Here is a 25,913-nt window from a genome sequence, read left to right on the forward strand (position 1 = left end):
CCACGTCCCTTGCTGGGAGCCGTGGGTTCGCAGAGGTTATTGGCGGTGTGGAAAATGGGTGGAACGACTTTGATTCCGGAGTGAGCAACGATGTGTGGAGCTGAAGTGAAAAACCTGCCCGAAGGCGTGCAGCGCGTGGCTGCGGCGCTCGAATCCCTGGGCCACCCCCACCGCCCGCAGATGCTGGACGACGCCGCGCGCACCGCGCAGCAGGCGGCCGATGCACTGGGCATCGCAGTGGGGCAGATCGCCAAGAGCATCATCTTCCGCCGCAAGAGCGACGATGTGGCCGTGCTGGTGGTCACCTCGGGCGACCGCCGCGTGGACGAGAAAAAGGTCGAGGCCCATGTGGGCGGCAAGATCGGTCGGGCCGATGCTGACTTCGTGAAAAGCCGCACGGGCTTTTCCATCGGCGGTGTCTCGCCCGTGGCGCACGCCACGCCGCCCGTCACGCTCATCGACCAGGACCTGCTGCGCTTTGAGGTGGTGTGGGCTGCCGCAGGGCACCCGCATGGCGTGTTCGCGCTGCACCCCAGCGACCTGCAGCGCCTGACGGGCGCCCCGGTGGTGGATGTGGTCCAAACCCCGGTTGCGGCATGAATGCTATTGATTTGCTAGCTGCAAAGGCAATTCAGTTGCGCGCAGAAGGTCATTTTGACCATGAAAGTGTTGAGCCGGTTCCCTCACCCTGCATCTCCGTGTGCCGCATGTCGCCCGACCGCAGCCACTGCGAAGGCTGCTTTCGCACGCTGGACGAGATCCGCCTCTGGTCGCGTGCCGATGGCAGCCTGCGCCGGGGCATCTGGGAGCAGCTGCTGGGCCGCGCGGGCATCGGCCTTGAGGCACCCCTCTGAGCGGCTGAGCGGCGGCCCTCGCCCGGGCCGCGTCCGTTTTGTGCACGGCGGGGCGCCGTGCAGTGACATGGAGAGCTGACATGAAGCACATCACCTTCTACCTGGACTTTGTCTCGCCCTATGCCTGGCTCGCATTTGAGCGCCTGCCCGAGGCGCTGGAGGGGCTGAGCTACAGCGTGGCCTACCAGCCGGTGCTGCTGGGCGCGTTGCTCCAGCAGCACGCCAACCCCGGCCCGGCGGGCATCGTGCCCAAGCGCGCCTGGACCTACCGCCACGTGACCTGGCTGGGCCACGCGCAGGGCACGCCACTGCAGATGCCCGCTCGCCACCCGTTCAACCCGCTGCCGCTGTTGCGCCAGGCGCTGGCCTGCAGCGACGATGGCGCCATCAACCGCTATGTGGCGGGCACCGTGCTGCGCCATGTGTGGCTGGGCGGGCACGATGCGCTGGACCCCGAACGCCTGGCGGCACTGGCGGCCGATCTGGCCGAGCAGATCCGCCCGGGACAGGACGCGAACAGCGACGGCCCCAAGGCGCTGCTGCGCGCCAACACCGAGGCCGCGCAGGCAGCGGGCGTGTTTGGCGTGCCTGCGTTTGCGGTGGACGGCAAGGTTTTCTGGGGGCTCGACAGCCTGCCCATGCTGCGCGCCTACCTGGAGGGCGACGACTGGTTTGCCGGGGCCGAAGGCGAAGCGCGCTGGGCTGCGTTCGAGGCGTTGCCTTCGGGCCTCAAGCAGGGTTGAGCCCTTATCCACCGCCGTCCCGGTGGCGGGCCAGCCAGCGGTGCTGGGCGGCCAGGCGCTGCACGTCAGCCCAGCTGCTGCACTGCGCGGCCACGCGGGGCCAGATGCGCTGCAGCAGGTCGCATTCCACCAGGGTGTCGGCAGCGGCCTGGTGCCGCACGGCGCAGCGGATGCCGAAGTGCGCCATCCAGTCGTCCAGCGCACGGGCGCGCACCTGCTCGTGGGTGACGGCGCACAGGTGGTCCACGTCCACCCAGGGGTTGGGCAGACCATGCCCGAGGTGCTGGCGTGCATGGCGGTTGATCATGGTGCGGTCAAACGCGGCATGGAAGGCCAGCAGCGGGCTGTCTTGCACGTAGTTTTCAAACGCCTGCAGCGCCTGGGCGGCGGGCATGCCGTTGCGCTGCATCTGCGCGCCAATGCCGTGCAGCAGGATGTTGTCCTTGCTCGATGCCTCGTCCTGCTGCAGCACCACCTCAAAGCTGTCGCCCAGCGCCACGCTGAGCGTGCGGCGCTGCCAGTCCACCCGCAGCGCAATGGCGGCAATGGCCAGCAGGCGGTCGCGGCGCATGTCGAGGCCGCTGGTCTCCACGTCCAGCATCACCCAGCGGTTGCCGGTGTAGGCAGGGGCGGGCCCAAAGGCGCGCCGGATCGGCTCCAGCCAGCGCATGGTGGCTACCGGTCGTAGTCCAGCTGCAGCCGCTGCTGCAGCTGCCGCGCTACCCGAAAGGACTCGCGCAGGATGCGCCGGTCGATGTCATTGAGCTGGTTCACCACGATGCGGTTGGGCGGGGCGGTGTCGGCCGCGCCAAGCCCATGGGCTTCCAGCTGCACCCGCAGGCGCAGGATCTGCAAGAACTCGAAGCCACCCACCCAGGCGCCGGTCTCCGTCTCAGGCAGGCGCCACTGCGCACCGGCGGCCTCCAGGCGCAGCCGTGTGTTGGTCTCATGCACGCCCAGCGCCAGGCTGTAGATGCGTGCGGCGTCCACAAACAGCGCCGTGCCCTGCAGCTTCAGGTCCAGCGCGCCGTGCTCGTCGGCGTCGATGGCACCGCGCCAGTTCAGCGGCACGCTGCGGCCCAGGGCGTTGTGGGCCAGCATCTTGAGGAAGCGCGGGCTGTTGCGCGCAGCCAGCGTCACGTCGGCGCGCAGCGCCTGGGCCAGTGCCACATCGCCGCACAGAGGGCGGAAGTCAAAGTAGATGGAGGCGTTGAGCAGGTCCTGCGGCGAGCCCTGTGCCACCCAGTGCCCGAAGCGCTCGCGCCACTCGTCAAGCTTGAGGCAGCACGCGCTTTCGCCCGCCATGATGCCGCCCCGGCACAGCGGGTAGCCGCAGGCGTCCAGCGCCAGGTTGACGGCATGTGCAAAGTGGCGAATCGCTTCGCGCGACTCGTCGGACACATCGTTGTTCAGGATGATGGCGTTGTCCTGGTCGGTGGCGATGGTCTGCTCGGCCCGCCCCTCGGAGCCCAGGCACAGCCAGCACAGCCACTTCAGGTCGATGCCGAATTCTTCGGCCTTGAGCTGCACCAGGCGCTCGGTCAGCACATCGTTGAGGTGGCTGATCATCGAGGTGAGCTGCCGCGCATGCACGCCCTGCGCGAGCAGGCTGCGCGCCAGGCGCCGGATGTCTTGCGCCGAGGCCTGCAGGGCCTCCACATCGGTGGCCGAACGCAGCGCGGTGCTCACGCTTTTGAGGCTTTGCCGCTGCATGGCGAACAGGTCGCGCTCCGACACCATGCCAATCGCCACCCCGTCGCGCGTGATGGGCACATGGCGGATGCCGAGGCGCGACATCAGCAGCGCCGCGTCTTGCGCCGAATGTTCGCTGGTGAGCGTGCGCACCGGCCGCACCATGACCTCCGCAATGGGCGTGTGCAGCGGCAGCTGGGCCAGCGCCACGCGGCCCAGCACGTCATAGCGCGTGAGGATGCCCACAGGGTGCTGCGCCGCATCCACCACCAGCATCGAGCCCAGGCGCTGCTGGTGCATGGTCTGCAGTGCGGTGTGCAGCGGGGTGCTGGCATCGCAGCTCACCAGTTTTTTGCCGACGAGCGCGCCCAAGGGGGTTTCGAGCGACTGTTCGGCTGCAGCATGGGTGGCATAGGCGGCCTGCAAGGCCTGGCGCGAGAGTGCAAGGAACTGCGCGGTGCGCTGCCCCAGGTACTGCGCAAAGGCCGGGCTGCGGCCCGCCAGCCGGTGCATGTGGTCCACGTCCAGCACCAGCACAAAGGTATCGGTGTTGGCGCGGTAGGTGGCTGTGACAGCGCGCCCGGCCCAGGCGGCGCTCACGGGGAAGAGGTCGCCCGCCTCGTACTCGAACGCGCCCACCGTGTCGGCCAGGCCCCGGGTGCCCGTGACGGCGCCCTGGCGCACGTAGTACAGCGATTGCACGCTGCCGTTCTCCGGGCCAATCACCAGCTCGCCGGGGGCGAAATACTGCTGCTCGCAATGCGACAGGAAATCGTCTACCTCGGCATCCTGCATCTGGGCAAAAGGGGCGTGCTGCCGGAGGTCCTGGCGAAAGTTGGCCAGCAGGTGGTGCGAGGGCTGCAGCTGCGCCTGTGCGCTGGCAGCCGGTGGCGGACTGGGCGGCTTTTCCATGGCGGCAGTCTATGCCCGCTCCCGTGGCGCGGGAAGTCCTTCCGCGTGCCTCGCCTTGACCTCGATCAAGGGTTTTGGAGCCCTCGGTGTTTTCCCGCAAGAGAGCCTCAGATTCCACTGATTTACCGCATCACAAAAACGGGGAGCAGGGTTTGTGCTGGTTTTGTAAGTTAGCAATAAGCCCTGTGTCAGCCAGCGGTCAGACACCCTCCGCAGAGTGCGCTCACCTTTCCTTTTCCTTACAGCGAGGCATCGAGTTCACCATGCTCCTGACCGTTGTCATTCTGAAAAGCCTGATCGAGTTGTCCCTGATGTTCATCGTGGGACGGTTTCTGCTGGGACTGTTGGCGGGGGCCAAGCGGCACACCAACGTGTTCTGGCAGATGCTGGACGTGGCCGCCAAGCCCTGCCTGTGGCTGACGCGCAAGGTCAGCCCGCGCTTGGTGCTGGACCAGCACATCCCGCTGGCTGCAGCCAGCTGGCTGGTCATGGCCTGGGTGCTGGTCGTCAAGCTCAAGATCGACCTCTGCCTGGAGCTGGGGGCGCAGGCATGCCAGTGAGCTAGAGCCTCCCCCTTCCCCCCGCCCGCTGGTCGCAGCGGCTGGAGCGTCTGGCGCTGGTCTGGCGTGCCAAGGCCCTGCTGTTTGTGGGCCGCAAGGCTGCGGCCCGGGCGGTGTTCTCAAGGATTCTGGAGCGTTGGCCGCAGGACCTGTTGGCGCTCAACAGCCTGGCGTACGACGCGCTGCTGAGCGACCACAAGGCGCAGGCGCTGCAGCAATACGCGCAGGTGCTAGCACTGAATCCGCAGGACTGCAACGCCCACTTCAACCATGCCTTTGTGGCCGAGCAGCTGGACCAGCTGGCCGTGGCCGAAGAAGGCTTCCGCGCGGCCTTGCAGATCGACGAAAAGATGGACCGGGCCTGGTACGGGCTGGGCCTGGTGCTGGTGCGCCAGGGGCGCCTGCAGGAGGCCCTGCAGGCCCTGGAGCGCAATACCCGCCTGCAACCCATGAGCCCCTTTGGCTGGTACCAGATGGCGCGGGTGCATGTGGACCTGCAGCAGCCCGAAGAGGCGCGTGCCGTGATACGCCATTTGAAAGGATTCGAGCCCAAGGTGGCTGCGCAGCTGGAGCAGGAGACGGGGTTGCGCGCAGGTTTTTAGTGCTGAAGTCGAGTGAGTGTTCGTGAGTGTTCTTTTTACAAAATGGAGGAGCAAGCAATGAAACTGACAGCAAAGCACCAGGAGTACTGGCGCAAAAACCTGCAAATAACCGGCCTGCTTTTAGGCATCTGGTTCTTTGTCACCTTTGTCGTGGTGTTCTTCGCCCGCGACCTCACGTTCAGCTTCTTCGGCTGGCCGTTCTCGTTCTGGGTGGCCGCCCAGGGCGCCCTGGTGGTGTACTGCCTGATCATCTGGTACTACGCCCGCCACATGAACAAGCTGGATGTTGAATACGGCGTTGCCGAAGGAGATGAATGATGGGACTCTTCGGCGGAGACGGACAGTCGCAAGGCGACTTCAAAAAGGGCCTGAACAAGGTCTACACCTGGTACACCGGCGGCTTCGTCGGCTTTGTGCTGGTGCTGGCAATCCTCGAACAGATGGGCCTGCCCAAGGCCTGGATCGGCTACCTGTTCCTGGCGGCCACGGTGCTGCTGTATGCCGGTATCGGCATCATGAGCCGCACCAACGACGCGGCCGAGTACTACGTGGCCGGGCGCCGCGTGCCAGCCATCTACAACGGCATGGCCACGGGGGCCGACTGGATGTCGGCGGCCTCCTTCATCGGCATGGCGGGCACCCTGTACCTGTCGGGCTACGGGGGGTTGGCGTTCATTCTGGGGTGGACGGGGGGCTACTGCCTGGTGGCGCTGTTCCTGGCGCCCTACCTGCGCAAGTTCGGCCAGTTCACCATTCCCGACTTTCTGGGCGCACGGTTTGAAGGCAACCTGCCCCGGCTGATCGGGGTGGGGGCGGCCATCCTGTGTTCGTTCACCTATGTGGTGGCGCAGATCTACGGCGTGGGCCTGATCACGTCGCGCCTGACGGGCCTGGCGTTCGAGATCGGCATTTTTGCCGGGCTCGCCGGCATCCTGGTCTGCTCGTTCCTGGGGGGCATGCGTGCCGTGACCTGGACGCAGGTGGCGCAGTACATCATTCTGATCATCGCCTACCTGATTCCCGTGGTCTGGCTGTCGGTCAAGCACACCGGCGTGCCGGTGCCGCAGGCCGTGTATGGCTACACGCTGGAGAAGGTCACGGCTAAGGAGGCCGAGCTGCTCAAGGACCCGAAAGAGCTGGAGGTGCGTGGCATCTACAAGGCGCGCTCGGATGCGGCGGTGGAGAAGCTCAAGGACGTGAACGCTTCGCTGGCGGCAGACCGTGCGGCCGCACAGAAGAAGCTGGACGACCTGAAGGCCGCCAACGCGCCTGCAGCCGAGATCACTGCCGCCACGGCTGCGCTGGCCGCCCTGCCCAAGAACGAGGCCGACGCCCGCACGGCCTACACGGCGGCGCGCACCTCCAATGCCGCCAAGGCTGCACCGCCCATCCGCCATGCCGAGCCCTTCCCGGGCAAGGACGAAGCGGCGCAGAACGTGGCGCGCAAGAACTTCCTGGCGCTGGTGTTCTGCCTGATGATCGGCACGGCCGCGTTGCCGCACATCCTGATGCGCTACTACACCGTGCCCTCGGTGCGCGAAGCGCGGGAGTCGGTGAGCTGGTCGCTGTTCTTCATCTTCCTGCTGTACTTCACGGCACCTGCGCTGGCAGTGCTGGCCAAGTACGAGGTCTACACGGTGCTGGTGAACACGCCGTTTGCGAGCCTGCCGGAGTGGATCGCGCGCTGGAGTGCGGTGGACAAGTCGCTGCTGTCGGTGGTGGACATCAACAACGACGGCATCCTGCAGCTGGCGGAGATTTCCATAGGTGGCGACATCATCGTGCTGGCCACGCCTGAAATCGCCGGGCTGCCGTATGTGGTGTCGGGCATGGTGGCAGCGGGGGGCCTGGCGGCGGCGCTGTCCACCGCAGACGGCCTGCTGCTGACCATCGCCAACGCGCTGTCTCACGACCTGTACTACAAGGTGCTGGACCCCAATGCCTCCACGGCCCGCCGCGTGATGGTGTCCAAGCTGCTGCTCCTCCTGGTGGCCCTGGCGGCGGCCTATGTGGCGGCGCAGAAACCTGCGGACATCCTGTTCCTGGTATCGGCGGCGTTCTCGTTTGCTGCGGCGGCGTTCTTCCCGGCGCTCACGCTGGGCATCTTCTGGAAACGCGCCAACAAGTGGGGCGCGTCGCTGGGGATGCTGGCTGGCCTGGGCATCACCTTCTATTACATGGTGACCACCCAGCCCTGGCTGTACAAGCTCACCCATGGCACCGCCATCACGCCGGAAATCCTCAAGGCCAATACCTGGTGGGACATTGCGCCCATCTCGGCAGGGCTGTTTGGCGTGCCCCTGGGCTTTGCGGTGATCATCATCGTCTCGCTGCTGACCAAGGAGCCTGGCAAGGATATCCAGGAGCTGGTGGAGCATGTGCGCTACCCCAGCCTGGATGGCAAGACTTCGGCCGCCAGCGCTGCGCATTAAAGGGCGGGGCGCCTGCGGGCGCCCTGGCAACCCGTAAACAACAAAGCCCCGCCACGCAAGTGGCGGGGCTTATTTTTGGGTGGTCAGCGGCCCAGCGCGGCAGCCACGAACTCCTCGGCTTTTTTCTCCGAGCGCATGGAGGCCACTACGGTGCGCAGCTCCAGGATCTTGGCCTGCAGCTCGGCCATCGACTTGCACTTTTCGAGTTGCAGGGCCAGGGGCTCGCACGCGGGGCCCAGCAGGTCTTCCAGTGCCTTGGTGGCGCGCCGCGTGCTGCTGCGCAGGTCCTGGGGCGGTGCAGCGGCGGTAGCCGCAGCCGGGGCATCGCCTGCGGCGGCGGTGGGGGAGGGCGCGGCCACGCCACCGGATACCACCGATGCCAGCCCCAGATCGACCAGCGCCTGGCCAATGCGCAGGGCCTCGTCAAGGCTGCCACAGGCCTGGGCCAGGTCCTGCAGGCGCTTGCTGCCGTCCACCAGGATCAGGGTGGTGCGCTCCCGGGGCGCAAGCGCGCGGTCGCGGTGCTTGATGGCCTCGATCCCTTGGTCTGTCTTCTTGAGGACGGTGTGGGCTTGCATGGGTCCCCTGTAAAGGTTGGCAGATGCTGTCCATAAGCGGGCGATGGGCGAGCACCCTGGCGCACGGATGGTGTGCGTGGTGCCCGAAGGGCCGCTGCGGCGCACAAATCCTGCTCGGGGTTTTCCCTGCTCATGGTTCGGTGAATCCGGCGCTTTGGGCACCCGTTCCCAAGGGCACTCAGCGCTTTGTAAGTATCGGTTCAGTTTAGCGCAAGCCTTTGTTGGTTTGGCGTCAGAGGAGAGTCAGTGCCTTCCCGAAGAATGACCTTGCCCGCCACTGTGCGGACTCACAAATCACCAGGAGACACAGACACCATGGCAACCATCCATCCCGCACCGCGGCCGATGTCGCCCGAAGAGCGCAAGGTCATCTTCGCGTCATCGCTCGGCACCGTTTTCGAGTGGTACGACTTTTATCTGTACGGCTCGCTCGCAGCCATCATTGCCAAGCAGTTCTTCAGCGGGCTGGATGCCGGATCGGCGTTCATCTTCGCGCTGCTGGCGTTTGCGGCAGGCTTCATTGTTCGCCCCTTCGGCGCCATCTTCTTCGGCCGCCTGGGCGACATGATCGGCCGCAAGTACACCTTCCTGGTCACCATCCTGATCATGGGCCTGTCCACGTTCATCGTGGGCATCCTGCCGACCTACGCGTCGATTGGTGTGGCCGCTCCCATCATCCTGATCGTGCTGCGCCTGCTGCAGGGCCTGGCCCTGGGTGGTGAGTACGGCGGCGCTGCCACCTACGTGGCCGAGCATGCCCCGCACGGTCGGCGTGGTGCTTACACCGCCTGGATCCAGACCACCGCAACGCTGGGCCTGTTCCTGTCGCTGATGGTGATCCTGGGCACCCGCACCGTTGTGGGCGAAGAGGCCTTTGCTGACTGGGGCTGGCGCGTGCCGTTCATCGTGTCCATCGTGCTGCTGGCCATCTCGGTGTGGATCCGCCTGGCCATGAACGAATCGCCTGCCTTCCAGAAAATGAAGGCCGAAGGCAAGACCTCCAAGGCGCCTCTGAAGGAATCCTTCGGCGAGTGGAAGAACCTCAAGATCGTGATCCTGGCGCTGGTGGGCCTCACGGCTGGCCAGGCCGTGGTGTGGTACTCGGGCCAGTTCTATGCCCTGTTCTTCCTGACGCAGGCGCTGAAGGTGGACGGCGCAACGGCCAACATCTTCGTGGCCATCTCGCTGCTGATCGGCACGCCCTTCTTCATCGTGTTCGGTGCGCTGTCGGACAAGATTGGCCGCAAGCCCATCATCCTGGCGGGCTGCCTGCTGGCCGCGCTGACCTACTTCCCCGTATTCGGCGCACTCACCAAGGCGGCCAACCCCGCCCTGGCGGAAGCCCAGGCCAAGAACAAGGTCGTGGTGGTGGCAGATGCCAACGAGTGCTCGTTCCAGTTCAACCCCACTGGCACCGTCAAGTTCACCAGCTCGTGCGACATCGCCAAGCAGGTGCTGGCTGGCGCTTCGGTGAGCTACGAAAACGCGCCCGGTGCAGCCGGTACCCCCGCCGTGATCAAGATCGGCGAGACCGCCATCACCGGCTACAGCAGCAAGGGCCTGCCCGCTGACGAAGCCAAGAAGAAGGACGGCGAATTCAAGAAGGCTGTGGCCGATGCGCTCAAGGCCGCTGGCTACCCCACCAAGGCAGATCCTGCCCGCATCGACAAGGTCATGGTCATTGCGATCCTGGTCTACCTGGTGCTGCTGGTGACCATGGTGTACGGCCCCATCGCCGCCATGCTGGTCGAAATGTTCCCCACCCGCATCCGCTACACGTCCATGTCCCTGCCCTACCACATCGGTAACGGCTGGTTCGGCGGCCTGCTGCCCACCACGGCATTCGCCATCGTGGCCCAGACCGGCAACATGTACAACGGCCTGTGGTACCCCATCATCATCGCCGCAGCCACGGTGGTGATCGGTGGCCTGTTCATCAAGGAAACCAAGGACGTGGACATCTACGCCAACGACTGATTCGTGATGCCCGACCGGTGACCCTCTGGGGTTGCCGATCGGCACCGACCGGTGTGCAGGGCCCGACCCGCAAGGGGCGGGCCCTGTGTTCCATCAAGGGGCCTGGGCCGCGCACCCAGTACAACCGATAACCCTGCGCGTCAGCAGGCCCCTTGATTGAACAAACCCATTCCCAAGGACCCAAGGAGATTGTTATGTGGAAGATTGTTGTTGGCTTCGTTCTGTTCGCAGCGCTGTCGATGTACGTGATCATCGTGGCGGGCGACAAGGCCGACATGGGCGGTGAAAAACACGGCGCCGATGCCGTGCATGCGCCAGAGGCTCCTGCCAGTGCGGCCGCACCCGCACCTGCTGCCGTTGCGGCTCCTGCTGCTGCGCCTGCCGCTCCAGCCAGCGCCCAGTAAGCGTTCAACCTTGTGGCCTGCAGGCGCCGCTGAGGCGCCCCGCCCCCTGTGGTGGCGCAAAGCAAAAAAGCCCGGTGCGTCAGCCCCGGGCTTTTTTTAGGTGCTGCTGCGTCAAGCGTCAGCGGCTCCGCGCTTCAGTGCTCCTGCGGCTCAGCGCTTGAAGCGGCCGTCACTGCCAATGATGGACAGATCGGCAAACACCAGCCCACTGTGGTCGGTGGGGCTGTAGCTCAGCTCCACGCCGCCCAGGTCCCATTTCTTGATGCTCTCCAGCCCGGCATGCAGCTTGGCGCGGTCCGGCTTGGGGCCCGCGCGCTTGATGCCTTCCACCAGCACCTTGGCACTCACAAAACCCTCCACCATGGCAGGGGTGAGGTCGGAAATGTTCCTGGCCCGTGCCAGCTCCATCGCCTCCTTGACGACGGGGTAGTTGAGCGAGCGCTCCGACGGAAACACCTGCGTGACGACCACGCCCCTGGCCTGGTCGCCCAGCAGTTTCACAAAGCCGCCAGACGCGTTGTTGGACAGCGTGACGATCTGCCCGGTGACGCCCGCTGACCGCAGTGCCTTGATGCCGTCCACCACCGCCGCACCGGTACCAATGAAGACCACGGCCTGCGGCTGCTTTTGCGCCACCCGGGGCGCGATCGCGCTGTAGTCGGGCTTGGCGCGGTCAAACTTCTCGATGAAAAGCGCGTCCAGATGGTTGGCCTTGAAGCCGGATTGCGCGCCTGCGAGGCCATCGGCGCCAAAGGTGTCGTCCACATGCACCACGCCAATGCGCTTGATGCCCAGCGTGTTGAGGTGGGTGATGGCCTTCTCCACCTCGCGCTGGTAGGGAGCCCGCACATTGAAGATGTACTTGGGCACGGGCTGGTGCAGCACCATGGCTCCGGTGGAGGGGCCCACCAGCGGCACGCCATGCTGCTCCAGCAGCGGCATGATGCCCTGCGTGTGGGGTGTGCCGCGTGTCATGAACAGGCCGATCACGCCCTTTTCTTCAATCAGCGTCTTGGCGTTTTGCAGTGTGAGTTTGGGGTCGAACTTGTCGTCGAGCGAAATCACTTCGACCTTCTGGCCGCCTACGCCGCCTTTGGCATTGACATGGTCGATGTACAGGGCTGCGCCCTCCATGGATTCGGCCACCGTGGCGGCGGCCGAGCCGGTGATGCCCACGGTCTGGCCGATCAGGATCTGTGCGTGGGCCGAACCGATGCCCAGGGCGGTAGCCAGGGCGCAGAGCGCGCCGGCCAGGCCAGTTGTCTTCATGGGGTTGTCTCCTGCTTGTGGAGCGCCCGAGTGTAGGGACGCCCCAGCGCGGGACAACTGTAAAAACGCGTAGGCGGACGTTCAGCGGCGGAAGCGCCCGTCCGTGCCGATGATGGCCAGATCGGCAAAATCCAGCCCGGTATGGTCCTCGGGGCTGAAGTTCACCTCCAGCCCGCCCAGGTCCAGCTTCTTGATGCTCTCCAGGGCAGTCTGGATCTTCTCGCGGGTGGGCTTGGGGCCCGCGCGCTTGAGGCCTTCGACCAGCACCCTGGCGGCGGCAAAGCCCTCCAGCATGGCGGGGCTGATTTCGGTGAGCCCCTTGGCCTTGGCCAGCTCCTGGGCTTCCTTGACCATCGGGTAGGTCACGGCGCGCTCGTTGGGGAACACCTGGGTCACGATCACGCCCCGGGCGTTGGCCCCCAGGCTCTTGATGAAGCCGCTGGAGGCATTGTTAGACAGCGTCACGATCTGGGCGGCCGAACCCGCTGTGCGCAGGGCGTTGGTGGCATCCACCACCGCAGAGCCTGAGGCCACCATCAGCACTGCCTGCGCATCGGCCTTGGCCACCTTGGCGGCAATGGGGGCGAAGTCGGGCTTGGCGCGGTCAAATTTTTCGGACACCACGGCGGTCAGCTTGGCGGCCGTCAGGCCCTTCTGTGCGCCCTGGATGCCGTCTGCGCCAAAGCTGTCGTCCGCATATACCAGTGCCACGCGGGTGATCCCCATGGAGGCGAGGTGGGTGATCGCCTTTTCCGCTTCGCGCTGGTAGGTGGCGCGCACATTGAAGATGTATTTGCGCACCGGCTGGTGCAGCACCATGGCGCCGGTGGATGGTGCCACCAGCACCACGCCGTGTTTGTCCAGCAGCGGCAGGATGGCTTCGGTGTGGGGGGTGCCCCGGTTGAGGAACAGGGCGGAGACGTTCTTGTCCTCGATCAGCGTGCGGGCATTTTCCGCTGCCAGCTTGGGGTCGAACTTGTCATCCAGGGAGATCAGCTCGATCTTCTGGCCATTGACCCCGCCTTTGGCGTTGATGGCGTCGATGTACAGCAGTGCACCATCGGTGGTCTCCTTCACCCCGGCGGCGACCTGGCCAGAGAAGCCGGCCGTCTGGCCGATCAGGATCTGGGCATGGCTGGCTGCACTGGCCGCAAGCGCCAGGACCATGCCAGCCGCCCGCAGTTGCCATTGTTTTGTCATGGCGGTCTCCTCTAGTTTTGTGTGGAGGCCGCAGTCTAAACGGATGTTTCCGGCCAGAACACCCGCTTTTCCCTAGCCGCTGCCCCATTGCGCCCGCTTTGTCCACGGTCAAAAGCACCGCAGCGCGTCCCGGGGGTAATCGGCACGCGCAGGCGCAAACCCGGAGTGCGTCCCTAGAATGTTCCGCCTCACCCCAGAAAGACCGCCTCCATGACCCAGGGACAGATCCGCATCCGTGGCGCACGCCAGCACAACCTCAAGAACCTGGACCTGGACATCCGCACCGGCGAACTCACGGTGGTGACGGGCCCCAGCGGTTCGGGCAAGTCCAGCCTGGTGTTCGACACGCTGTACGCCGAAGGCCAGCGCCGGTACGTGGAGACCTTCAGCGCCTACGCGCGCCAGTTCCTGGACCGCATGGACAAACCGGCCGTGGACAAGGTCGAGGGCGTGCCTCCGGCCATTGCCATCGACCAGACCAACCCCGTGCGCTCCAGCCGTTCCACCGTGGGCACGATGACGGAGCTGAACGACCACCTCAAGCTGCTGTTCGCGCGTGCCGGCCAGCTCTTTGACAAGCAGACCGCGCAGCCGGTGCGGCACGACTCGCCCGAGACCATTTATGCCGAGTTGCAGCAGCGCAGTGCGGCAGCGGGCGACCCGCGCATCGTGCTGACATTCCCCGTGGAGTTGCCTGCCAACACATCGGCCGAACAGGTCGAACAATGGCTGTCCGCAAGCGGCTTCACCAAGGTGCAGGCCGAGCGCGAGGTGGCCGCCCCCACCGGCCCGCGCAAGGTGCTGGATGTGGTGGCCGACCGCTTCCGCCTGGGCAACGCCGAGAAGGCACGGGTGATCGAAGCCATCGAGGTGGCGTTGAAGCGCGGAACCGGGCGCTTGAATGTGTACCGCCTTGTGGATGAGGGAGAGCCGGAACTCTGGAGGTTCTCGACAGGCCTGCACTGCCCCGACAGCGACCTGCGCTACGGCGACCCCATCCCCTCCATGTTCTCGTTCAACTCGGCCGTGGGCGCCTGCGACAGCTGCCGGGGTTTTGGCCGCGTGATCGGTGTGGACTACGGCCTCGTCATCCCCAACGACAAGCTCACGCTGCGCGCGGGCGCCATCAAGACCATCCAGACCCCCGCGTGGCAAGAGGCGCAGGACGACCTCATGCGCCATGCCGAGGCCGCAGGCATCCCGCGCGACACGCCCTGGTACAAGCTCACCGATGACCAGAAGAAATGGGTGATCGGCGGCGCCCCTGGCTACAAGGAAGGCCAGTGGAGCAAGCAGTGGTATGGCATCAAGCGCTTCTTCGAATACCTGGAGAGCAAGGCCTACAAGATGCACATCCGTGTGCTCTTGTCCAAGTACCGCAGCTACACGCCGTGCCCCACCTGCGCGGGCGCGCGGCTCAAGACCGAGAGCCTGCTCTGGCGCATCGGCCGCAAGGAAGACGCCGACGCGGTGCTGGAGCCCGGCAAACGTTTCATGCCCGAGGGCGTGCAATGGTCGCGCGAGCAACTGGAGGCATTGCCCGGCCTGTGCCTGCACGACCTGATGCTGCTGCCCATCGACCGCCTGCGCCAGTTCTTTTCGCGCATGCAGCTGCCCGTGGGTGACGATGCCAAGGGTGGCGACGCGCAAGCGCTGAAGCTGCTGCACGAAGAAATCACCACGCGCCTGCAGTACCTGTGCGACGTGGGCATTGGCTACCTCACGCTCGACCGGCAAAGCCGCACCCTGAGCGGCGGCGAGGTGCAGCGCATCAACCTCACCACGGCCCTGGGCACCAGCCTGGTCAACACGCTGTTTGTGCTGGACGAGCCCAGCATCGGCCTGCATCCACGCGACATGCACCGCATCACCGAGGCCATGCTGCGCCTGCGCGATGCGGGCAACACCTTGGTGGTGGTGGAGCATGACCCGGCCGTGATGCTCGCGGCGGACCGCATGATCGACATGGGCCCCGGCCCGGGCCGCCTGGGCGGTCAGATCGTGTTCGACGGCACCACGGCGGATTTGCGCAAGGCCGACACGCTCACGGGCGCCTACCTGGGCGGCCGCAAGCATGTGGGCTTTGGCTTCAAGCGCATGGTGACGGAATCGACCCCGCGCCTCATCCTGGAAGGCGCGCGCGAGCACAACCTGAAGGATGTGACGGTCGAATTTCCGCTACAGCGCCTGGTCACCGTGACCGGCGTGAGCGGCTCGGGCAAGTCGAGCCTGATCCAGGACGTGCTGGCCCCTGCGCTCTTGCGCCACTTCGGCAAGGCCACCGACAGCCCGGGCGCGCACGACCGCATGCTGGGCGCGGACCATTTGTCGGACGTGGTGTTTGTGGACCAGTCGCCCATCGGCAAGACCGCGCGCTCCAACCCTGTGAGCTATGTGGGGGCGTGGGACAGCATCCGCGAGCTGTTTGCCGTGGCACCGCTGTCCAAGCAGCGCAGCTACACCGCCGCCAAGTTCAGCTTCAACAGCGGCGACGGACGCTGCCCGACCTGCGGCGGCTCAGGCTTTGAGCATGTGGAGATGCAGTTCCTGAGCGACGTCTACCTGCGCTGCCCCGACTGCGATGGCAAGCGCTACCGGCCCGAGATCCTGGAGATCACCATCGAACGCGGCGGGAAGACGCTGAACGTGGCCGACGTGCTGGCGTTGACGGTGGCTGAAGCCGCCGCGCTGTTCGCCAACGACCGCGACGTGATCCGCGCGCTGCAGCCCATCGTGGATGTGGGGCTCGAATACGTGGCGCTGGGCCAGCCCGTGCCGACCTTGTCCGGCGGTGAGGCGCAGCGGCTCAAGCTGGCGGGCTTTCTGGCCGAGGCGGCGAAGACAGCCTCCAAATCCCACCAGGCTGTGGCGCGCAAAGGCACGCTGTTCCTGTTCGACGAGCCCACCACCGGCCTGCACTTTGACGACATCGCCAAGCTCATGCGCGCACTGCGCAAGCTCATTGATGCGGGGCACTCGCTCATCGTCATCGAGCACAACCTGGACGTGATCCGCGCCAGCGACTGGCTCATCGACCTGGGCCCGGAAGGCGGCGATGCAGGCGGCCTCATCGTGGCCGAAGGCACGCCCGAAGACGTGCGGGCCCATGCCACCTCCCACACCGGGCAGGCGCTGCGCGACTACGAACTGGCGTTGGGCGTGGGTGGTCACTCGGTGCATGAAAAAGCTGCCGTGCTACGAAAAAAGGAGCTTCTTGGACAAGAGGGGCGGGCGCAAGAGGCCAAAAATGCCATTGAAATCGTCAACGCCAAGGAGCACAACCTCAAGAACCTGAGCGTGGACATTCCGCGCGGCAAGTTCAATGTGGTCACGGGCGTGAGCGGCTCGGGCAAGTCCACGCTGGCGTTCGACATCCTGTTCAACGAGGGCCAGCGGCGCTACCTCGAATCGCTCAACGCCTATGCCCGCAGCATCGTGCAGCCGGCGGGCCGGCCCGAGGTGGATGCGGTCTACGGCATCCCGCCCACCGTCGCCATTGAGCAGCGCCTGTCGCGTGGCGGGCGCAAATCCACCGTGGGTACGACCACCGAGGTGTGGCACTTTCTGCGTCTGCTGTACGTCAAGCTCGGCACCCAGCACTGCGTCAAAGACGGCGCTGCCGTGCAGCCGCAGACGCCCGAGAGTATTGCAGCGCAGTTGCTCACGCAGTTCCGTGGCCAGCACATCGGCCTGCTTGCGCCGCTGGTGATGAATCGCAAGGGCGTGTACACCGAGCTGGCCGACTGGGCCCGTCCGCGCGGCTACACGCACCTGCGGGTGGACGGCAACTTCTTGCCGACCACCAACTTCCCGCGCATCGACCGTTTCAAGGAACACACCATTGAGTTGCCCGTGGCCAGCCTCGATGTGTCGCCCGAGAACGAGGCCCAACTCCGCACTGCGCTGGCCGATGCGCTCACGCACGGCAAGGGCGTGGTGCATGTTCTCTCAGGCATCGCAGGCCTGCGCGAAGCCATGGAGAGCGGCCAGCACACGGCGGGCATTGGCACGCTGCAGGCGTTCTCCACCAAGCGTGCCTGCCCGGTGTGTGCGACGAGCTATGCCGAGCTGGACCCGCGCCTGTTCAGCTACAACAGCAAGCACGGCTGGTGCCCCGACTGCGTGGGCACGGGCGTCAAGCTCACCAAAGACCAGCGCAAGGTGTTTGACGACTCGGTGCAGGACGACAAGGAAAAAGGCCGCGAGCAAACCTTTGCCGAGCCCGAGGTGGAAGACCTTGCCGACACGGCCTGCCCCACCTGCAGCGGCACCCGCCTGAACGCCACGGCCCGCGCTGTGCAGTTTGCGGGCGTGGGCATCGCCGACATCGCTGCGCTGTCCGTCACGGACGTGCGCCGCTGGGTGGAGACCCTGCGCGTGGAAGGCGGCATGACGGCCCGCGAGGCCGACATCGCCCGCGACCTGGTGCCCGAGATCCAGAGCCGCCTCGAATTCCTCGAAGAAGTGGGCCTGGGCTACCTCACGCTCGACCGGGGCGCACCCACGCTCAGCGGTGGCGAGGCCCAGCGCATCCGCCTGGCCGCGCAGCTGGGCAGCAACCTGCAGGGCGTGTGCTACGTGCTCGACGAGCCCACCATCGGCCTGCATGCGCGCGACAACCAGATTTTGCTCAACGCCCTGCACAAGCTGGGCGACAAGGGCAACACGCTGGTGGTGGTGGAGCATGACGAAGACACCATCCGCCGCGCCGACCACATCATCGACATTGGCCCCAGTGCTGGCAAGCGCGGTGGCCGCTTGGTGGCGCAGGGTTCGGTGAGCGACCTCACGGCCGCCGAAGATTCGCAAACCGGCCGCTACCTGCTGCACGCGATGAAGCACCCGCTGCAACTGCGCCGCAGCATGGTGGCGGGCGAGGTGAGCGCCGAAGCCACGGCCGCGTTCGCGCAGGCTGAAGCCTCAGCGCCCACGGGCCGCCAAAGCGCCGCCGTGAAGAAGCGTGCCGCCCAGGCCGCTGCGCTGGCCGCCGATGCACTCACCGAGGCCAAGGAGCGCGCAGCCATGCGCTGGCTCACGGTGCACGGCGCGCAGCTGCACAACCTGCAGAACGTGACCGCCACCGTGCCGCTGCACCGCCTGGTGGCGGTGACGGGCGTGAGCGGATCGGGCAAGTCCACCCTGGCGCGCGATGTGCTGCTGGCCAACGTGCAGGCCTGGGTACAACTGCGCAGTACCAAGGCCGGGCGCGATGCGATGGATGCGGGCAAGGCGCCGCCGCTGGTCGGTTGCACGGGCCTTTCGGGCTTCGAGAGCATCGACCGCGTGCTCGAAGTGGACCAGACGCCCATCGGCAAAACGCCGCGTTCATGCCCCGCCACCTACATCGGATTCTGGGACACCATCCGCAAGCTGTTCGCCGAAACGCTGGAGGCCAAGGCGCGCGGCTATGCGGCCGGGCGCTTCAGCTTCAACACCGGCGAAGGCCGCTGCCCCAGCTGCGAAGGCGCGGGCGTGCGCACCATCGAGATGAGTTTTTTGCCCGATGTGAAGGTGCCCTGCGAGACCTGCCACGGCGCGCGCTTCAACCCCGAAACGTTGGCCGTGACCTGGCGCGGCAAGAGCATCGGCGACGTGCTGCAGATGGAGGTGGACGAGGCGGTGGACTTCTTCGCCACGATGCCCAGCATCGCGCACCCGCTGCAGCTCTTGAAGGACGTGGGCCTGGGCTACCTCACGCTGGGCCAGCCGTCGCCCACACTTTCTGGCGGAGAGGCGCAGCGCATCAAGCTCGTGACCGAGCTGACCAAGGTGCGCGACGAGGTGGGCCGCCGGGGCCAGAAAGCACCGCACACGCTGTATGTGCTGGACGAACCCACCGTGGGCCTGCACATGGCCGATGTGGACAAGCTCATCCGCGTGCTGCACCGCCTGGTGGACGGCGGCCACAGCGTGATCGTGATCGAGCACGACCTCGATGTGATCGCCGAGGCTGACTGGATTCTGGACCTGGGGCCCGAGGGTGGCAACGCGGGCGGGCGCATTGTGGCCGCTGCCACGCCCGAAGAGGTGGTGGCGGCAGGCACGCACACGGGCAAGGCACTGGCGCCGGTGCTGGCCCGCTGAAGCGCGGGGGCGGGGGCGACGGGCGCACAGCCCCGTCGGCACCTGTCCTACGTGCAGCGCGGAACATGGCGCACGTGCTGACTGGGGTGGTCTTTTTACGATGGCTTGCAGGGGATCGGTTCCCCACCCTCCATCCACATCCCAGGACGCACCACCATGAAAACGCTCGACTTCCTCAAGACCTGTACCGCTCTCACTGCCACCTCCGTGTTGCTGGTGGCCTGCGGCGGCGGCAATGACGACGACCCGACACCCAGCAATGAGCCCGGTGTGCTCACGGTGAGCAGCGCCACCCTCGACGGTCTCAATGGCGTGTACGGAAACGGCGCGCTCAACCTCACCGAGGTAGACAAGAAGAATCCCATCGGCTCCACGCCCGAGCTGTGCACCTTCCGCTTTGATGGCGCCAACAAGGTGGGCTCGTCCGCCACGGCCTTTGGTGACATCCGCTACCGCCCCGATGCCACCAGCCTGCACCAGGTGTTCCTGACCTTTGACGGCAAGGAATACGGCAGCGGCGAAGCGACGGACACCGCCGTGGTGCGCGAGAGTGATCAGGTGCGCTTCACCGGCAAGACGCTGACGGCCACCGATGGCTCCGGCGCCACGCTGCGCGTGAGCGGCATCGTGCCGATGCGTCCCAACCGCCCCCTGGGCTGCTGAGCCTGCATTTCGACACACCCATTGCTTGTCTCCCTCCCGGCCCTTCGGCCGGTTCAGCCTCTGCTGCAATCGTGGCAGGGGCCTTTTTTACTGGCGCACAAGCAGGGTGCAGACCGCCGTCCACAGGTCGCTCCGCATGCTCTGCGGGCGCGTGGCCCCTGCGCTCTCGGAGCGCGCCGGGGGGGCGCTGGCGGCACAATGCTGCGGTGCTTTTGCGGCGCCGTGGCCGCGTTGCTCTCCGCCCATCGCCCATGCCAACACCACCTTCTGAGCGACCCACCGTGGTCTGGCTGCACCCCGAAGCGCCACTCAAGCCGGCCGAAGGCTCGCCCTGCAACGGCTGCGGCCTGTGTTGCCTGGCCGAGCCTTGCCCGTTGGGGGTGCTGGTCTCGCGCCGCCGCAAGGGCGCCTGTGTGGCCCTGCGCTGGAGCGATGCGGACCAGCGTTACTGGTGCGGCATGGTGGCCGACCCGGGCGGCGTGACGGGGCTCACCCAGCCCTGGGTGGTGCGAGTGATGTCGGCACTGGCGCGGCGCTGGATTGCATCGGGCATTGGCTGCGATGCGCGGCTGGATGTGGAGCCGCCTTCTGACGGGTAGATTTGGTTTGCTATCAAATATATAGCTGTAAAGCTATGACTATCAGGCGGTAACGGCATTTTTTGCTTGAAAAATATCCCGCCGTGCCAGGTGGATGCCCGCCAGCATGCAGCGCACCGACCCACCCGCCAGCTCGATGGTGGGCACGGCCAGGGGCAGCAGCGTGGCGCTGCGGTTGATCACGGCCCTTTGGGCGGGCGACAGGCTGGCGGCCGCGCGCGTTGACATTGCCAGCACCCGGCCCTGGGAGCCCTGCAGCTCCAGCGCATTGCCTGCAAATTCGCCGATCTGCCAGGGGCTCAGCTCCACCAGCTCCCGCCCCGTTTCGCGCAGCCGTGCGCGCACGGCGTGGCGCCGCGCGGGGTCGGTGATCAGGTCGAAGCCGCCCAGTGCAAAGTCGGTGCCCACGCACAACATCACGTTGGTGTGGTAGCAGGCCCGGCCCTCGGTATCGGCCGTGGCAAAGGCCATGGGCTCGTAGTTGAAGTGGGTGCAAAAACGCTCCAGCGCCACCGGGTCGGCGCGGTTGGATTGCGCGGTGTAGGCGATGCGGTGGATGTGGTCGAGCACCATCGCGCCCGTGCCTTCCAGAAACATGCCGTCGGCTTCCAGACCCGAGTAGTCGATCACGTCCTGCACGCGGTACTCGGCCTTGAGCAGCTCGATCACGTCGCTGCGCCGCTCGCGGCGGCGGTTCTCGGCATACATGGGGTAGATGGCCACATGCCCGCCCGCGTGGGTGGAGAACCAGTTGTTGGGGAACACCGCATCGGGCGTGTGGCGCTCGCCCCGGTCGTCGAACAGGTGCACGCGCACACCGGCGCCCTGCAGCGCCGTAGCGGCGGCAGTGACTTCGGCAAAGGCGTGGCGTGCAATGTCATCGGCGGCCAGGCCCGTGGTGCGCGCCTGGAAGCTGTTGTCCCCAGCGGTTTCTGGGTTGGGGTGAAAGTGGTGGGGGCGCACCATCACGACGGCGCTGGGGGCTTGGATGGAGGGGGGCATGGTGTTTGGGGGGACGCCGCAAGCGCGGGGTGGTAGAAGCAAAGAAGGCACCATTTTCTGAACAGCGCATGCTATTCAATAGCACCATGATTGTTCAAAATGCGCTAAAAATTGCCGATCTGACAGTTGCAAGACCCACCATGACCAAACTCGACGACACCGACCGCGAAATCATCAGCATCCTGCGTGCCGACGCGCGCACCCCCGTGGCCACGTTGGCGCAAAAGCTGCGCGTGTCGCGCGGCACGGTGCAGAACCGGCTGCACAAGATGGAGGAGAGCGGCGTCATCACCGGCTACACCGTGCGCCTGCGGCCCGATTCCGAACCCCAGCGCATCCGCGCCTGGATGAGCATTGCGGTCGAAGGCAATGCCGCCCCCGCCGTGATCCGCGCTCTGCGCGGCGAGCCCACGGTGGGCACGCTGCACACCACCAACGGCCGCTGGGACATCGTGGCCGAGGTGCGCGCCGAGAGCCTGGAAGCATTTGACGCAGCCCTGGGCCGCATCCGCCTCACGCCGGGCATTGCCAACACCGAGACCAGCATCCTGCTCTCGACCTACAAGGCGTGACCATCCCGGTGGCGCCTTGGCGACATGGGCTAGGGGGTTTCCGCATGCCCTCGCAGCAAGGGCTGCAGTTCAATGGCGAAGTCTTTGTTTTTGCTTTTCAGGAGCCCCGCCATGCAACGTCGCCAGATCATCCAATGGGGAGCCGCCAGCCTGGCTGCCCCCGCATTCCTGGCACAGGCCCAGAGCTTTCCCAACAAACCCATCAAGCTGGTCATCGCCTTCCCGGCCGGCGGCCCCACCGACATCACCATGCGCGCGCTGGCTGACAACGCCAGCAAGATCCTCGGGCAGACCGTGATTGTGGAAAACAAGCCCGGCGCGGGCGGCACCTTGCCTGCCCAGGCGCTGCAGACGTCGCCTGCTGACGGTTACACCGTCGCGCAGATTCCGCTGGGCGTGTTCCGCCTCCCTTACACCACCAAGATCAACTGGGACCCGGTCAAAGACATCAGCTACGTGCTCAACGTCACAGGCTACGCGTTTGGCCTGGTGGTGCCCGCCGACTCGCCACTCAAGACCTGGACGCACTTCGTGGCCTGGGCCAAGGCCAACCCCGGCAAGCTCAGCTACGGCTCCACCGGCACCATGACCAGCCCGCACCTGACCATGGAGCTCATCGCCCAGCAGCTGGGCCTGGAGCTGCTGCACGTTCCCTACAAGGGCAGCGCTGACCTCATGCAATCCATCCTGGGCGGGCAGATCATGGCGGCTGCCGACTCCACCGGTTTTGCACCGCAGGTCGAAGCCGGCAAGCTGCGCGTGCTCAACACCTGGGGCGCCGAGCGCCTGGCCAAGTTCCCCGACGCGCCCACGCTCAAGGAGCTGGGCCTGAATCTGGTGCAGAACTCGCCCTTTGGTATCGGCGCGCCCAAGGGCACGTCCGATGCGGTGGTCAAGCGCCTGCATGATGCCTTCAAGCAGGCCATGGAGCAGGAGAGCTACAAGACGGCCCTGGCCCGCTACGACATGGTGCCGATGTACATGAGCACGTCGGCGTACAAGAAGTTTGCGCAGGACACGTTCACGCGCGAGAAGGCGCTGGTGGAGAAATTGGGCTTGGCCAAACCCACCTGAGGCCACTCCCTTCGGAGGGGGCAATGCGTTCCGTGTGATGATCCGCAGCATTGAACGGAACTCACACACGATATGGCATCCCCCTCCGACAGCATCAGCATGGCCCTGTTCTGCGACTTTGAAAACGTCGCCCTGGGCGTGCGCGATGCGCAGTACGAAAAGTTCGACATCAAGCCCATTCTGGAGCGCCTGCTGCTCAAGGGCTCCATCGTGGTCAAGAAGGCCTATTGCGACTGGGAGCGCTACAAGGGCTTCAAGGCCACCATGCACGAGGCGAACTTCGAGCTGATCGAAATCCCGCATGTACGGCAGTCGGGCAAAAATTCGGCCGACATCCGCCTGGTGGTGGACGCGCTGGACCTCTGCTACACCAAGTCGCACGTCAACACCTTCGTCATCATCAGCGGCGACTCGGACTTCTCCCCGCTGGTGTCCAAGCTGCGCGAGAACAACAAGCAGGTGATCGGCGTGGGCGTGAAGCAGTCCACGTCCGACCTGCTGATCGCCAACTGCGACGAGTTCATCTTCTATGACGACCTGGTGCGCGAAAACCAGCGCGCCCAGGCCCGCCGCCAGAGCCCGGGCAGCAACCCGCCACCCGCACCCCGCCGCAGCCCCGAGGAGGAGCGCAGCCGCAAGGAAAGCCAGGACGCACGCCGCGCCCAGGGCGTGGAGCTGGCGGCCGAGACCTTCGAGGCCCTGCTGTCCGAGCGCGGCGACACCGGCAAGATCTGGGCCTCGGTGCTCAAGGAGGCCATCAAGCGCCGCAAGCCCGATTTCAGCGAGGGGCGTTACGGCTTCCGCACCTTCGGCAACCTGCTGGAAGAGGCGCAGGCGCGTGGGTTGCTGGAGTTTGGGCGCGATGAAAAATCGGGCGCGTATGTGTACCGCAGCCATGGTGGGCCAAGCGCCCCAGCCGCGCCCGCACGGCCTGAAGGTACTGGAGAGCGTACCCATGAGCGCGCCAGCCAGGGCGGCGCCACGCGGCATGACTTTCATGCGGTGGCGACGGCACCCGATCTGCGCTCTGACAGCAGCGAAGGGCAGGGCGCGCCGGGCCGCAGCCGGGGGCGTCGTGGTGAGGGCGCTGACCGTGCAGACACGCGCCCCACGCAGCGCAACGAACACGCGGAGTCCGAGCAGGCCGATGCCCCCTACGAGCGCCCGGCCAGCCGTTACTTCAGCCAGCCTGTGGCTCCTGAAGCGGTGCCGCCAGAGCCGGAGATCGACACCACCACCACCACACCGCAAAAAGAGCTGCGCTCCGAAGTGGAAGAGGGTGAGAACACGCCAGTAGGTGGTGCGTCCATCGAGGCTGATGGCTCCGAAGCTGCCCCCCCTCGCCGCAGCCGCGCTCGCAGTGGAGACAGCGCAAAGTCGGGCGCCAGCTCCCGCAAGGCGGCCACGCCCCGTGCACGCGGAGCGCGTGCTGGGGTGGATGCCGGCGATGCGGCCAACGCCGAGTCGCCCGCCGCTGCGCCCGAGGCCTCTGCCGCAGAGGCAGAAGGCACCACGCCCGCCAAGGCACCCGCTGCCCGCCCCCGCAGCCGGGCCCGCAAACCGGCAGCCAAGCCAGCTGAGTAAGGGTTACCGGCCCGCTGCGGTCGTTGAACGCCGCAGCGCCAGCCGCTCGTGTACTTCTTCGTACCGCGGCGGCGTGCAGCCCGCCCGCTCCACACAGTGGCTGGCGCTGGCCAGCGCGTGGTGCAGCACGGCGCGCAGCCGGGCCTCCGAAACGGGCGCCGTCAAGCCGCCCACGCGTTGGGCCAGCGCTTCCGCCCCCCGCTCGGGCCCGGCCAGCAAGGCCGTGATCAACCCCGCCAGAAAACAATCGCCCGCCCCCACCGTGTCTACCACCGTGATCGGTACTTCTTCGCGCGCATGCACGGCCAGCCCATCACGCTGCAGCAGCCAGGCGCCGTTTGGCCCCAGGGTCAGGGCGAGCCATTGGGCCTGTGTTTGCTGCTGCAAATAGTGGGCGCGTTCCAAAGCGTTGGCGCCCGGAACCGCCAGCGCCTCCAGGTCATCGTCGCTCACCTTGATGAGGTGGGCGTGCTGCAGGGCGGCCATCACATTGGCGCGGTAGGCGTCGGCATCGTCCACGGCCGACAGGCGCAGGTTGGCGTCCACCACCACCATGCGGCTCGCTGCGCGCTGTGCTGCCAGCCAGGGCAGGTAGACGGCAGCGTCTTGCGCCACCAGCGCCAGGCAGCCCGTGGCCACCACCTGCAGCTCAGGCAACGCGGCGCAGGCGGCCGTCAGTGCCGCTGCCGTCACCTGGCGGTCGGCCACGCCGTCGCGGTAGAAGCTGTAGCTGGCCTTGCCCTCGGCATCCAGCGCGGCCAGCGCCAGCGCGCTGGGCGCGCGCACCGGCGTGGGGGAGGCCAGGGCCACGCCCGCATCGTGCAGGCCACGCGCCAGTTGCCGCCCCAGCATGTCGCCCGACAGCGGGTTGAGGTACAGCGTGCCCACGCCCTGCAGGCCCAGCGCGCGCGTGAGGTTGTAGACCGCGCCGCCCGCGCAGGGTTGGAGCCGGCCATCGGGCTCTTCGATCAGGTCAAACAAGGCCTCGCCCGCCGTGGCCACCCGCAGCGGCGGTGCGGTGGGGGCGCTGGAGGTGGGGGCGGAACCGGCGGACTGAATAGGGAAAACCATAAGTAAATCCACTTGATTTATTAACTTGTCGACCACTATAG

The 25,913-nt window shown here is 66.3% G+C and carries 22 protein-coding genes; 15 read left to right on the forward strand and 7 right to left on the reverse strand.

What is annotated here, in order from left to right:
- Nucleotides 1-90 precede the first annotated feature (90 nt).
- From AC07Z7_RS06625 to AC07Z7_RS06635, 3 genes are all read left to right on the forward strand, one after another.
- Nucleotides 91-600, forward strand: a complete 510-nt coding sequence (locus AC07Z7_RS06625) for a YbaK/EbsC family protein (RefSeq protein ID WP_094291671.1) — start codon at nucleotides 91-93, stop codon at nucleotides 598-600.
- A complete protein-coding gene (locus AC07Z7_RS06630) occupies nucleotides 597-854 on the forward strand; it encodes a DUF1289 domain-containing protein (RefSeq protein WP_494765748.1) in 258 nt (85 codons plus the stop codon). The genes AC07Z7_RS06625 and AC07Z7_RS06630 overlap by 4 nt, the downstream gene beginning before the upstream one ends.
- 80 nt (nucleotides 855-934) lie before the next feature.
- The gene (locus tag AC07Z7_RS06635) at nucleotides 935-1,597 is read left to right on the forward strand and encodes a 2-hydroxychromene-2-carboxylate isomerase (RefSeq protein WP_494765749.1); all 663 of its coding nucleotides are present in this window, start codon (nucleotides 935-937) and stop codon (nucleotides 1,595-1,597) included.
- A gap of 4 nt (nucleotides 1,598-1,601) precedes the next feature.
- Here AC07Z7_RS06635 and AC07Z7_RS06640 read toward each other — a convergent pair whose 3' ends face one another.
- Nucleotides 1,602-2,267, reverse strand: a complete 666-nt coding sequence (locus tag AC07Z7_RS06640; protein WP_494765750.1) for a 3'-5' exonuclease — start codon at nucleotides 2,265-2,267, stop codon at nucleotides 1,602-1,604.
- 5 nt (nucleotides 2,268-2,272) lie between these two features.
- Nucleotides 2,273-4,201 carry a DUF294 nucleotidyltransferase-like domain-containing protein gene (locus AC07Z7_RS06645; protein ID WP_494765751.1) on the reverse strand — a complete coding sequence of 643 codons (1,929 nt, stop codon included), beginning with the start codon at nucleotides 4,199-4,201 and terminating at the stop codon, nucleotides 2,273-2,275.
- 263 nt (nucleotides 4,202-4,464) lie between these two features.
- Between AC07Z7_RS06645 and AC07Z7_RS06650 the strand changes: the two genes are divergently transcribed.
- From AC07Z7_RS06650 to AC07Z7_RS06665, 4 genes are all read left to right on the forward strand, one after another.
- Nucleotides 4,465-4,761 carry a hypothetical protein gene (locus AC07Z7_RS06650; RefSeq protein ID WP_487255459.1) on the forward strand — a complete coding sequence of 99 codons (297 nt, stop codon included), beginning with the start codon at nucleotides 4,465-4,467 and terminating at the stop codon, nucleotides 4,759-4,761.
- A gap of 113 nt (nucleotides 4,762-4,874) precedes the next feature.
- A complete protein-coding gene (locus AC07Z7_RS06655; RefSeq protein WP_494765752.1) occupies nucleotides 4,875-5,363 on the forward strand; it encodes a CDC27 family protein in 489 nt (162 codons plus the stop codon).
- A gap of 57 nt (nucleotides 5,364-5,420) precedes the next feature.
- Nucleotides 5,421-5,681, forward strand: a complete 261-nt coding sequence (locus AC07Z7_RS06660; RefSeq protein ID WP_252661130.1) for a DUF4212 domain-containing protein — start codon at nucleotides 5,421-5,423, stop codon at nucleotides 5,679-5,681.
- Nucleotides 5,678-7,795 carry a sodium:solute symporter family protein gene (locus AC07Z7_RS06665; RefSeq protein WP_252661128.1) on the forward strand — a complete coding sequence of 706 codons (2,118 nt, stop codon included), beginning with the start codon at nucleotides 5,678-5,680 and terminating at the stop codon, nucleotides 7,793-7,795. The genes AC07Z7_RS06660 and AC07Z7_RS06665 overlap by 4 nt, the downstream gene beginning before the upstream one ends.
- Before the next feature lie 83 nt (nucleotides 7,796-7,878).
- Here AC07Z7_RS06665 and AC07Z7_RS06670 read toward each other — a convergent pair whose 3' ends face one another.
- Nucleotides 7,879-8,373, reverse strand: a complete 495-nt coding sequence (locus tag AC07Z7_RS06670) for a hypothetical protein (protein ID WP_494765753.1) — start codon at nucleotides 8,371-8,373, stop codon at nucleotides 7,879-7,881.
- Nucleotides 8,374-8,688: 315 nt separating this feature from the next.
- Between AC07Z7_RS06670 and AC07Z7_RS06675 the strand changes: the two genes are divergently transcribed.
- Both AC07Z7_RS06675 and AC07Z7_RS06680 read left to right on the forward strand, forming a co-directional pair.
- Nucleotides 8,689-10,350: an MFS transporter gene (locus AC07Z7_RS06675; protein ID WP_494765754.1), complete on the forward strand. Its 1,662-nt coding sequence runs from the start codon at nucleotides 8,689-8,691 to the stop codon at nucleotides 10,348-10,350.
- 194 nt (nucleotides 10,351-10,544) lie between these two features.
- A complete protein-coding gene (locus AC07Z7_RS06680; RefSeq protein ID WP_094291667.1) occupies nucleotides 10,545-10,754 on the forward strand; it encodes a hypothetical protein in 210 nt (69 codons plus the stop codon).
- A 150-nt stretch (nucleotides 10,755-10,904) separates the two neighbouring features.
- Here the strand turns inward: AC07Z7_RS06680 and AC07Z7_RS06685 are convergent, their stop codons facing one another.
- Together AC07Z7_RS06685 and AC07Z7_RS06690 are read right to left on the reverse strand one after the other, a co-directional pair.
- Nucleotides 10,905-12,023, reverse strand: coding sequence for an ABC transporter substrate-binding protein (locus tag AC07Z7_RS06685; protein ID WP_494765755.1), 1,119 nt, complete (start codon nucleotides 12,021-12,023; stop codon nucleotides 10,905-10,907).
- A gap of 81 nt (nucleotides 12,024-12,104) precedes the next feature.
- Nucleotides 12,105-13,190, reverse strand: coding sequence for an ABC transporter substrate-binding protein (locus tag AC07Z7_RS06690; RefSeq protein ID WP_494765786.1), 1,086 nt, complete (start codon nucleotides 13,188-13,190; stop codon nucleotides 12,105-12,107).
- Nucleotides 13,191-13,433: 243 nt separating this feature from the next.
- On the opposite strand from AC07Z7_RS06690, the gene uvrA reads away from it, so the two are divergent.
- From uvrA to AC07Z7_RS06705, 3 genes are all read left to right on the forward strand, one after another.
- Nucleotides 13,434-19,307 (forward strand): excinuclease ABC subunit UvrA, encoded by a 5,874-nt coding sequence (gene uvrA / locus AC07Z7_RS06695; protein ID WP_494765756.1) that lies wholly within the window; start codon nucleotides 13,434-13,436, stop codon nucleotides 19,305-19,307.
- Nucleotides 19,308-19,463: 156 nt separating this feature from the next.
- Nucleotides 19,464-19,970, forward strand: a complete 507-nt coding sequence (locus tag AC07Z7_RS06700) for a hypothetical protein (RefSeq protein ID WP_252661120.1) — start codon at nucleotides 19,464-19,466, stop codon at nucleotides 19,968-19,970.
- Between the two features lie 251 nt (nucleotides 19,971-20,221).
- Nucleotides 20,222-20,569, forward strand: coding sequence for a hypothetical protein (locus AC07Z7_RS06705; protein WP_494765757.1), 348 nt, complete (start codon nucleotides 20,222-20,224; stop codon nucleotides 20,567-20,569).
- Nucleotides 20,570-20,611: 42 nt separating this feature from the next.
- Here AC07Z7_RS06705 and ctlX read toward each other — a convergent pair whose 3' ends face one another.
- The gene (ctlX, locus tag AC07Z7_RS06710) at nucleotides 20,612-21,571 is read right to left on the reverse strand and encodes a citrulline utilization hydrolase CtlX (protein WP_494765758.1); all 960 of its coding nucleotides are present in this window, start codon (nucleotides 21,569-21,571) and stop codon (nucleotides 20,612-20,614) included.
- 140 nt (nucleotides 21,572-21,711) lie between these two features.
- Between ctlX and AC07Z7_RS06715 the strand changes: the two genes are divergently transcribed.
- From AC07Z7_RS06715 to AC07Z7_RS06725, 3 genes are all read left to right on the forward strand, one after another.
- Nucleotides 21,712-22,143 carry an Lrp/AsnC family transcriptional regulator gene (locus tag AC07Z7_RS06715; protein ID WP_015015737.1) on the forward strand — a complete coding sequence of 144 codons (432 nt, stop codon included), beginning with the start codon at nucleotides 21,712-21,714 and terminating at the stop codon, nucleotides 22,141-22,143.
- A gap of 111 nt (nucleotides 22,144-22,254) precedes the next feature.
- Nucleotides 22,255-23,217 (forward strand): Bug family tripartite tricarboxylate transporter substrate binding protein, encoded by a 963-nt coding sequence (locus AC07Z7_RS06720; RefSeq protein WP_494765759.1) that lies wholly within the window; start codon nucleotides 22,255-22,257, stop codon nucleotides 23,215-23,217.
- Between the two features lie 72 nt (nucleotides 23,218-23,289).
- Nucleotides 23,290-24,801, forward strand: coding sequence for an NYN domain-containing protein (locus tag AC07Z7_RS06725; RefSeq protein ID WP_494765760.1), 1,512 nt, complete (start codon nucleotides 23,290-23,292; stop codon nucleotides 24,799-24,801).
- Nucleotides 24,802-24,804: 3 nt separating this feature from the next.
- On the opposite strand, the gene AC07Z7_RS06730 is transcribed toward AC07Z7_RS06725, so the two are convergent.
- Nucleotides 24,805-25,872, reverse strand: coding sequence for a PfkB family carbohydrate kinase (locus AC07Z7_RS06730; protein ID WP_494765761.1), 1,068 nt, complete (start codon nucleotides 25,870-25,872; stop codon nucleotides 24,805-24,807).
- Between the last annotated feature and the right edge of the window lie 41 nt (nucleotides 25,873-25,913).

The organism is Acidovorax sp. GW101-11A03, from assembly GCF_059424825.1.